At 52.5% G+C, this 10591-nt stretch carries 6 protein-coding genes and 2 pseudogenes; 4 read left to right on the top strand and 4 right to left on the bottom strand.

The annotated features are described in order from the left end of the window. The first annotated feature begins 1 nt into the window (after position 1). On the top strand, positions 2–58 hold the full coding sequence (locus tag FC814_RS23710) for an IS1 family transposase (protein ID WP_003032489.1): 57 nt from the start codon (positions 2–4) through the stop codon (positions 56–58). 15 nt (positions 59–73) lie between these two features. Here FC814_RS23710 and FC814_RS21260 read toward each other — a convergent pair. From FC814_RS21260 to fes, 4 genes and pseudogenes are all read right to left on the bottom strand, one after another. After that, positions 74–496: pseudogene (locus FC814_RS21260) on the bottom strand (Wzz/FepE/Etk N-terminal domain-containing protein); the annotation flags it as partial. A 214-nt stretch (positions 497–710) separates the two neighbouring features. Continuing rightward, positions 711–4592 (bottom strand): enterobactin non-ribosomal peptide synthetase EntF, encoded by a 3882-nt coding sequence (gene entF / locus FC814_RS21255; protein WP_137326430.1) that lies wholly within the window; start codon positions 4590–4592, stop codon positions 711–713. Next, positions 4589–4807 (bottom strand): MbtH family protein, encoded by a 219-nt coding sequence (locus tag FC814_RS21250; protein ID WP_085460498.1) that lies wholly within the window; start codon positions 4805–4807, stop codon positions 4589–4591. The genes entF and FC814_RS21250 overlap by 4 nt, the downstream gene beginning before the upstream one ends. A gap of 2 nt (positions 4808–4809) precedes the next feature. Beyond that, a complete protein-coding gene (gene fes / locus FC814_RS21245) occupies positions 4810–6012 on the bottom strand; it encodes an enterochelin esterase (protein WP_137326429.1) in 1203 nt (400 codons plus the stop codon). Between the two features lie 242 nt (positions 6013–6254). On the opposite strand from fes, the gene fepA reads away from it, so the two are divergent. From fepA to FC814_RS21230, 3 genes and pseudogenes are all read left to right on the top strand, one after another. Next, a complete protein-coding gene (fepA, locus tag FC814_RS21240; RefSeq protein ID WP_001612583.1) occupies positions 6255–8495 on the top strand; it encodes a siderophore enterobactin receptor FepA in 2241 nt (746 codons plus the stop codon). Between the two features lie 174 nt (positions 8496–8669). Next, positions 8670–9290 (top strand): enterobactin synthase subunit EntD, encoded by a 621-nt coding sequence (entD, locus tag FC814_RS21235; RefSeq protein ID WP_094184987.1) that lies wholly within the window; start codon positions 8670–8672, stop codon positions 9288–9290. A 343-nt stretch (positions 9291–9633) separates the two neighbouring features. Continuing rightward, positions 9634–10545, top strand: a pseudogene (locus tag FC814_RS21230) (IS630 family transposase). Positions 10546–10591 lie beyond the last annotated feature (46 nt).

Genomic DNA, 10591 nt, shown 5'->3' with positions numbered 1-10591 from the left:
GGTGGAGCTGCATGACAAAGTCATCGGGCATTATCTGAACATAAAACACTATCAATAAGTTGGAGTCATTACCCAAATCCAGTTCATCGATTTTCGCCTCTTTTAATTGATCCATGACATACGGTGACGAACGCAGATAATCTTCCAGCAAACTAACAGACTGAAACTTTTTGATAAACAGATTAAATACATCACCACGATCAATATTCACGTCAAGTCCCAACACCCGCAGTTTGGTGAATGTTTTCTCCAGATCTTGCCACTGAATAGCCTCTGCGGGCGTGATGACTGCCGAGCTGGTCCACTTTTGCGGCAGAATGAAAGACACCAGTAACCCGATACAGGCAAAGGTTAAGGCCACCACGATTACCCGCGTTTTTGCGTACCACAAAACTTCGATAAGTTTAAGTAAATCAATTTCATTATTACTGGGCGATGCCAGATGATAATCGGGAAAATGAGAATCGCTTCCCTGCTTAATATTCAGTGATGACATGCGATATGACCTGAAATGAGTCCAATAAGATTAAATCTCCACGGCGCTCACTTTATCAGTTAGCAAGAATTATCCGAAGCTGAACTTTGTAAATTCCCCTCACCGAACACAACATTAAGCGTGTTTTCAGAGAAGCAACTGAGGATTCATCATAATAACAAATAATAAAATCCACAATCATTTATAATAATTATGGATTTTATTTAAGATAAAGTTATTTATTTAGCGTCGCCAAAATAATTGGCCCGATTTTTTCAAACGCCCCTGGCGAGATAATATCCACATGCGCACAATCTAAACGATAAATATCCAGCTCAGCTACCCATGGCGACCAGGCGCGTTCAGGACTCATACCATCCTGAAGTGTGCGTTCGGCAACAAACAGCGTGGCTTTACCATCAAACGGTACACTATGAGCAGTCGTCAGCAGGCGCACAGCATCAGCGTAGTTGCCTTCAATAGTGGTAAACAACTCCGTTGAAGTACTTCCCTGCTGTGCCGCCAGGAAGGCTTCGCGCTCGCGGTTAATCTCCGCCAGCACTTCCGGGTCCAGACCGTTAGCTTCTTTTTCCTGCCAGTTTTGCGTTTCTGGCGGCCAGGTATCCAGCAAGCCAAGAAATGCCACCTGTTCGCCACGGGCACGCAACCGCGCCGCAATGCCCTGCGCCAGCGTACCGCCAAGTGAATAACCCAGCAGGTAATAAGGACCGTGAGGTTGTTGTTCAAGTAACGTTGCCAGATGCGCTTCACAGACTTCATCCAGGTTTGCAGCCTTCTGCATGGGGCCATGAGGGCGCGGCGACTGAATGCCGATAATCGACCATTGTGGATCGAGATAACGCGAGAGCACGCTAAACTGCCAGGCAAAACCGGACGCCGGATGGAAACAAAACAGCGTCGGCCCCGTACTTTCACGCAGCGGAAGAACTGTTTCAAATCCCATGCGCCGGGTGCTGTCTTCTTCACCATCAATAATCGTTGCCAGTTTGGCGACGGTTGACGCAACCATCACCTGCCCCGGCGTCACCTGGCGGGAAAACTGCCGACTTAACTGCGCCGCCAGTTTCATTGCCAGTAGCGAATGACCGCCAAGCGCGAAGAAATCAGCGTCGGCATCCTGCACGTCACAACCCAGCAATGACGAGAACGCCCCGGCGATAATCGTTTCACTGCCCGCTTTCGGCGCACGCCCCGGCGCTTGTGTCTTCAGTTCAGGCAACGGTAAGGCTTTGCGATCCAACTTACCATTGGCGCTAAGTGGCAACTGTGGAAGTTGTAGCAGAACCACGGGCACCATATGCGGTGGCAAGGTTTCGCGCAACTGCGCCTGCAATGCGCTGGTATCCAGCGGTAAGCCTGATTGCGACACCAGATATCCTACCAACTGGCGAGCGTCGCCGCCGGTTGCTGCCGCCTGGTTAATCACACAGGCATGGGTAACGGCTTGTTCGACATCCGGCAGCGCCTGCATCACGCGATCGATTTCGCCCAGTTCGATACGCTGCCCGCGAATTTTTAGCTGATCGTCACTGCGCCCGAGGTACTCCACCGCGCCATTTTCCAGCCAACGAGCAACATCTCCGGTGCGGTACATCCGCTCACCGGGGGCGAAAGGGTCGGCAATAAAGCGACTGGCTGTCAGATCGGGTCGTCCCAGATACCCCTGCGCCAGTTGAATGCCGGTGAGATAGAGATCACCCGCCACCCCCAGCGGCACCGGATGCATCATCGCATCAAGAATACGCAGACCCGTATTCCATACCGGATAACCAATCGGCACACTGCTGCCGCGCACCTGTGCCAGTTCCTCGCCAAAAGCCGGATACCAGCTGACATCTACCGCCGCTTCCGTCGGGCCATATAGATTATGCAACGGCACGCTGGTTAACTGTTGCCATTCGCGGCATAAATCAGCCGGTAAGGCCTCACCACTACAGAAAACCTGTTTCAACGTCACGCAACTCTGGCGAGCAGTTTCCGGCGTCAGCGAAGCAACAAATGCCGCCAGCATAGAGGGCACAAAATGCGTGGTCGTTACGCCATATTCGGCAAAGAATTGCTGCATAGCGAGCGGATCGCGGTGCGCCTCTGGTTCAGCCATCACCAGTTTCGCCCCCGCAATAAATGGCCAGAAAAACTCCCACACCGAGACATCAAAACTGCACGGCGTTTTTTGGGCAACGACATCTTCGCCTGTAAGCGGATAATGATTTTGCATCCACAGCAGGCGGTTAACGATAGCCGTCTGCCCGACCATCACCCCTTTCGGCCTGCCGGTGGAACCAGAGGTGAAGATGATATAAGCCGTGTGGTGCGGTTGTGAAAGTTGCAGCGGCGCACTGCCCTGTGGAGTAAGCGGGGCGTTATAGCAAAGGCTTATTAAATTGGGAACATCGCTAAAGCGCGGCAGTTGATCGTCGGTGGTGATTAACAGCGACGGACGCGCATCTTCCAGCATCATTTTCAGACGATCGTCCGGATAACCCGTATCCAGTGGTAGCCAGGCCGCACCTGCTTCAACAATCGCATGTAGTGCCAGGGTCAAAAAGACCGAGCGCGGTAGCGCCACCGCCACGCTGTCGCCAGGTTTAACGCCGCGCTCACGCAGCAGATTCGCCAGCGCCACCACCTGCTCGCGCATTTCCCGATAGCTGAACTGGTAATGCGCATCTGCCAGCGCCGGTGCATCCGGTGCTTTTGCCGCTTGTTCTGCCACCAGCGCGCTCAGCGTGGTTTCAGGGATTTCTACCTGTGTGGCGTTGATCTGCGCCAACTGTGCATACTCACCTGGCAGCATAATATCGACATCGCCGCACAACAGCGCCGGATTCGCGGCGAACTGCGCAATCAGCATTTTCAGCCGTTCGGCGTGCTGAATTAACGTTGGCTCATCGTAACGCTGTTTATTGGCGAGAATCTCAATACTCAAACCACCGTGTTCATCCGGGAACAGCGCCAGTTCAAGGTCATTAACCGGACCGGTTGCCAGTGTATGGGTTTGCGCCTGAACACCAGGAATATCCAGTTGGTAATCAAATACCTTGATATTGAGTACCGGACCAAACAGCGGTTCATCACCTGCCGCTCGCCCGCTGTCACGGACAATCTGTTCGGCATCGTAGCGTTGATGACGGCGCATTTTTTTCAGTTGAGCCGCCAGGCGGATTGCCAACTGAGGCAGTGTCTCTTGCGCCTCAATGTGAATACCCAACGGCAAAACGTTGAGCACGGGACCGGTCGCCGTAAGCGCCGCCGACCCCATTCGACGCATAAAGATAAATCCGGCAGCGTAGTCCATGCGGTTGCACAATCGCCCCAGCCATAAGGTCGCCAGCGCGAGAGCTAAATCGGTACGTTGTACGGTCGGCAGTTGTGCTGCCAACTGCCGAAATTCCCCATCGGTAAATTCCAGTTTCAGGCGCAGAATATCTGCCGAGGCGCCGCGCCCCGCTAAAGGTGCAGACGAAAGTGACGCAGGCGGCGGCAGTTGGCGACGCTGTTCCGCCCAGAATGCCGCATCACGCTGCCAGGCCTCGCTTTCCCGATACTGCTGGTACTCTTCCACCACTTCAGCGAAAGGCGTAAACGGCGAAGCAGGCGTTGGTTCGCCACGCAGCCATGCACAGTAAATATTGGCGATCTGGCGAGTAATTGCCGGAAAACTGAAACCATCAACCAGCAAATGATGATAACGCTGATACCAGTACCAGCGGTTATCCGCCACCTGTATCAGCTGATGAAAGACCAGTGGGTTACCGTTATCGACACGCAGATTTTGTTGCAAATCGGTTTGCATTAATGCCTGCGCAGTTCCGTGTGGATCAATGTTGGCACGCAGGTCGATAATTTCTGGCTGTTCGAACGTCAACGCATCATCGACCCATTGCCAGACTTCGCCGTTATCTTCCGTAAAACGCATCCGTAGCGTATCCGCTTGTGCTAATCCGGCAACCACCGCGCGAGCCAGTAATGGCGCATCAACCTCTCCGGTTAACTCAACGTAATGCGCCACGCTCCAGCTGGAAGGTAAATCTGACAGTTTTTCTGCCATCCAGATGCCGGGCTGTGCGGCGACCAAAGGTAAATGTTGGCTCATTGCGCCTCCTGCTGCTGGGTAAAATTCGCCGGTGTCAGAGTACGCCAGTGGGCTTCCAGCCACTGCTGGCAGGACGCCTGTGACTGCGGCTGACACACAACATCCCAGTCTGCCGGTAACGCGCACTGTTGCGGCCACAGACTGAATTGCCCCTGCGCATTGCGCAAAATGTAAAACACGCCCTGCGGATCATCGAAGGGATTACTGAATGCCATATTCAACTCCTGTCATGGAAAAGCGGTTGCCAGAGGTCAATTAGCCCCTGCATCAAGCCACCGCGCCAACAAAGCGCATCATGTCCGCCGTCAACCTGACGCCAGAAAATGGATTCTTTTATGGGATATAGTTGCGCATACAGCGCCTGATTGGCTCGCATGATCAGCGGCTCACGAATCCCCGCCTCCAGAACAATACGCAGACCTTCGGCGCTAACTTCGCCAGTTTTAAGCTGTTCAAATAACACGCCCTCTTGCTGACCGCCCCGATGCGGCCACCAGTACGATCCTGACTGGCTTAATACACAGCCAAAGCGTTCAGGCCAGTGCAATCCGGCATACAGCGCGGAAAGCCCACCAAAACTTTGCCCGGCGACCACTGTGCGATCGGCACGATCGCTAAAAGAGGCGATCGTTTTCACCAGCGGCAGTAACTCTTGCTGTACTGCCAGCCAGAAATCCGCATTACACGGCAGTTCGCGGGCACGGTGCGCGGTGTCGATGGCATCAATCAACACATACACGGCGGGAGGAAGCTGCTGACGACGGGTCAGCGAAGTCAACGCAGGCCAGACGGGCATACTTTGCGCCCAAAATTCACCATCGAGCAGAATAGCTAACGGACGCTCCTCGACTGGCGTATCGCCGGTGGTAAAAATCCATACACGACGTGAATTTCCCAACCGTTCACTTTTCCAGGTTATTTCTTTCGCTGAGTTAGCGGGGGCTTGCGGACAATCCCAGCCGGGTTGCTGCGGCGCTTGCGGCATTTCTAGTGCGGAAACAGCGTGCCCTCGCCCTCCTTTCCAGCTTTGCGGATTCAGCGGATCGGCTATCGCCTGGGGTAATAGTTTTCGCCAACCTTCGCGTAATTCGAGGCGATCGGGTGATGGTGCAGAAAAAATGTCATCGCGTTCGGTGGGAATAAAACAGTAACTGCCGCGCCAGTTAGCATTGAGTTGTGTCGTCCACTGCCAGACGTCGGTGCCTGCAATGCGCTGCATCGACTGGGGCTGGCTGTTCTGATGGTGATCGGTAACGCCAGTGATGTAAACCCATACGCGCTTCACCGTCGAGCGGTCTTCAGAACCTTGAGGGTCACGCCACCAGAAAGTGACCTGATATATTTCGTCATTAAGACGCTGCCATTCCGGGCCATGTTTCGACTGCCACCAGCTCTCATTTCCCACATTTAACACCGTCACACCATAACCCCATGTTTACTGTGCAATTTTTCATTGATTGCAGAAATATATTGATAATATTATTGATAACTATTTGCATTTGCAATAGCGTATTGGCGCGCCATGTCAAGCGCGGACATTAATTAACCAACTGCACTGCGTGTCTTTCAGGATCAAAGGTTTTCGCGGTAGCGGGATGCGTCATGCTGATGACGACCATGCCCGACAGTTGCAATTCGTGGCAAAAATGCAGGAATAAAACAATGAACAAGAAGATTCATTCCCTGGCCTTGTTGGTCAACCTGGGGATTTATGGGGTAGCGCAGGCACAAGAGCCAACCGATACCCCTGTTTCACATGACGATACCATTGTCGTTACCGCCGCCGAGCAGAACTTGCAGGCGCCTGGCGTTTCGACCATCACCGCAGATGAAATCCGCAAAAATCCGGTTGCCCGCGATGTATCGGAGATCATCCGTACCATGCCAGGCGTTAACCTGACCGGTAACTCCACCAGTGGTCAGCGCGGTAATAACCGCCAGATTGATATTCGCGGCATGGGGCCGGAAAACACGCTGATTTTAATTGACGGCAAACCGGTCAGCAGCCGTAACTCGGTGCGTCAGGGCTGGCGTGGCGAGCGCGATACCCGTGGTGATACTTCCTGGGTGCCACCTGAAATGATTGAACGAATTGAAGTTCTGCGTGGTCCGGCGGCTGCACGTTATGGCAACGGCGCGGCGGGCGGCGTGGTTAACATCATTACCAAAAAAGGCAGTGGTGAGTGGCACGGTTCCTGGGACGCTTATTTCAATGCGCCAGAACATAAAGAGGAAGGTGCCACCAAACGCACCAACTTCAGCCTGACCGGTCCGCTGGGCGACGAATTCAGCTTCCGCTTGTATGGCAATCTCGACAAAACCCAGGCCGATGCGTGGGATATTAACCAGGGTCATCAGTCCGCGCGTGCCGGAACCTATGCAACTACCCTACCAGCCGGGCGCGAAGGGGTGATCAACAAAGATATTAACGGCGTAGTTCGTTGGGACTTCGCGCCTCTGCAATCGCTGGAACTGGAAGCGGGTTACAGCCGCCAGGGCAACCTGTATGCAGGCGATACCCAGAACACCAACTCCGACGCTTATACCCGCTCTAAATACGGCGATGAAACCAACCGTCTGTATCGCCAGAATTACTCACTGACCTGGAACGGTGGCTGGGATAACGGTGTTACCACCAGTAACTGGGTGCAGTACGAACACACTCGTAACTCGCGTATTCCGGAAGGTCTGGCGGGCGGCACCGAAGGGAAATTTAACGAAAAAGCGACGCAGGATTTCGTCGATATTGATCTCGATGACGTGATGCTGCACAGCGAAGTTAACCTGCCGATTGATTTCCTCGTTAACCAGACGCTGACGCTGGGTACGGAGTGGAATCAGCAGCGGATGAAGGACTTGAGTTCCAACACCCAGGCGCTGACCGGGACGAATACCGGCGGTGCTATTGATGGTGTGAGTGCCACCGACCGTAGCCCGTATTCAAAAGCAGAAATTTTCTCGCTGTTTGCCGAAAACAACATGGAGCTGACTGACAGCACCATCGTGACACCGGGGCTGCGTTTCGATCATCACAGTATAGTCGGCAATAACTGGAGCCCGGCGCTGAACATATCGCAAGGTTTAGGCGATGACTTCACGCTGAAAATGGGCATTGCCCGTGCTTATAAAGCGCCGAGTCTGTACCAGACTAACCCGAACTACATTCTCTACAGTAAAGGTCAGGGTTGCTATGCCAGCGCGGGCGGCTGCTATCTGCAAGGTAATGATGACCTGAAAGCGGAAACCAGTATCAACAAGGAGATTGGTCTGGAGTTCAAACGCGACGGCTGGCTGGCGGGCGTCACCTGGTTCCGTAACGATTATCGCAATAAGATTGAAGCGGGCTATGTGGCTGTAGGGCAAAACGCAGTCGGCACTGACCTCTATCAGTGGGATAATGTACCGAAAGCGGTGGTTGAAGGTCTGGAAGGATCGTTAAACGTACCGGTTAGCGAAACGGTGATGTGGACCAACAACATCACTTATATGCTGAAGAGTGAAAACAAAACCACGGGCGACCGTTTGTCGATCATCCCGGAATATACGTTGAACTCAACGCTGAGCTGGCAGGCGCGGGAAGATTTGTCGATGCAAACAACCTTCACCTGGTACGGCAAGCAGCAACCGAAGAAGTACAACTACAAAGGCCAGCCAGCGGTTGGGCCGGAAACCAAAGAAATCAGTCCGTACAGCATTGTTGGCCTGAGCGCGACCTGGGATGTGACGAAGAACGTCAGTCTGACCGGCGGCGTGGACAACCTGTTCGACAAACGTTTGTGGCGTGCGGGTAATGCCCAGACCACAGGCGATTTGGCAGGAGCCAACTATATCGCGGGTGCCGGCGCGTATACCTATAACGAGCCGGGACGTACGTGGTATATGAGCGTAAACACTCACTTCTGATGCTAACGTCAGATTGTTGACAAAGTGCGCGTCGTTCATGCCGAATGCGGCGTGAACGCCTTATCCGGCCTACAAAAATCTTGCCAATTCAATATATTGCAGGATCACGTAGGCCTGATAAGCGTAGCGCATCAGGCAGTTTTGCGTTTGTCATCAGTCTCTAATATGGTCGACATGAAAACTACGCATACCTCCCTCCCCTTTGCCGGACATACGCTGCATTTTGTTGAGTTCGATCCGGTGAGTTTTCGCGAGCAGGATTTACTCTGGCTGCCGCATTATGCGCAACTGCAACATGCCGGACGGAAACGCAAAGCCGAACATTTAGCCGGACGGATTGCTGCTGTTCATGCTTTACGGGAATTTGGCTTTAAGTACGTCCCCCCTGTCGGTGAACGTCGCCAGCCACTTTGGCCTGCCGGGTTATACGGCAGTATTAGTCACTGCCAGGCTACGGCATTAGCGGTGGTATCCCATCAACCAATGGGTATTGATATCGAAGAGATCTTCTCTGCACAAGCAGCGGAAGAGTTGAAAGACAGCATTATGACACCAGCAGAATACGAGCTGCTTGTGGTCAGCAATTTACCCTTTTCTGTGGTGCTTACACTGGCGTTTTCAGCGAAAGAGAGTGCGTTTAAGGCAAGCAAGTTACAGACAGATCAAGGTTTTCTGGATTATCAGATAGTGAACTGGAATAAACAGCGGATCATTATTTGTTGGGAGAACGAGATATTTGCTGTGCAATGGCAGATAAGAGGAAAACAACTCATAACGCTTTGTCAACACGATTAATGGATAACCCTTACTGTGGTTAGCCAGCAACCATTGCTTGTAGTAGTCAAGTAATATTGACCACCGTTTTACGCTAAGAACGTTATCTGTTCTCTAATTTTTTCGGTGTCAGCCCACCGTTATAATGGTGAGATCTGACGCTATTATAGTTGTTCAATATACAACCACTGATTTGCTGCCATATATCCGGCGTCGTTAGTGGACTGATGACCCGCGCCATGATGGCATCCGCACCCTGTTTCCTAATCTATGTTACCACCCCGACACCGTTCAGGCTGTTACAGAGTCGATTATGCGATCTGATCAATCGCTGAATATCCCAAATCACCAACCGGACGGAGCAGTGCCGATCATAGCACCAATACCCAGAACTGAACGACGCCTGATCCAGAAAACGATCCATAAAACAAAGGACAAAAAACCACGCCCGGCGGCTCACAGCCATGCTGATGCTGCATCGTGGTGACACCGTCAGTCATGCTGCCAGAACACTCTGCTGTGCTCGCTCATCGATTGGTCGCTGGATTAACTGGTTCACGCTGTCGGGTGTTGAAGGCCTGAAGTCATTGCCGTCAGGACGTGAGAGGCGCTGGCCGTTCGAGCATATTTGCGCATTGCTGCGTGAGCTTGTTAAGCATTCTCCCGGCGATGGTTACCTGCAGCCGAACTGGTATGGCGCAGAGCAGCACCAACACTGCGTATCCGGGGCCCGAATAAGGAAGAAAAAATGGCAGCGATTAATGTAGCGTTAGCCAGTTGTAGCATAGAACACCCTGTGTTTTACGAAGATGAAGTGGAGATCCACCTCAATCCCAAAATCGGCGCAGACTGGCAGTTACGCGGGCAGCAAAAGCGCGTTGTTACGCCGGGCCGGAATGAAAAGTACTATCTTGCCGGTGCGCTGCACAGTGGTACGGGCAAAGTCAGCTACGTGGGTGGAAACAGTAAAGGTTCATCCTTATTTATCAGGCTGTTAAAACATCTGAAGGAGACATACTGACGGGCAAAAAAGATTACGCTCATTGTCGATAACTACATCACCCACAAAAGCTGTGAAACGTTGCGCTGGCTGAAAGCAAACCCAAAGTTCAGGGTGATTTATCAGCCAATTTACTCGCCATGGGTCAATCATGTCGAACGGTTGTGGCAGGCGCTTCATGAAACAATAACCCGAAATCACCAGTGCCGTTCAATGTGGCAACTGTTGAAAAAGGTTCGTCACTTTATGGGTGATGCTGCCAACTTACTGATTTAGTGTATGATGGTGTTTTTGAGGTGCTCCAGTGGCTTCTGTTTCTATC

It is taken from the genome of Escherichia sp. MR (assembly GCF_005280595.1).
GTDB lineage: Bacteria > Pseudomonadota > Gammaproteobacteria > Enterobacterales > Enterobacteriaceae > Escherichia > Escherichia ruysiae.
Note: the sequence above shows the minus strand (reverse complement) of the source record. Positions and strands in the feature narration are given on the sequence as shown.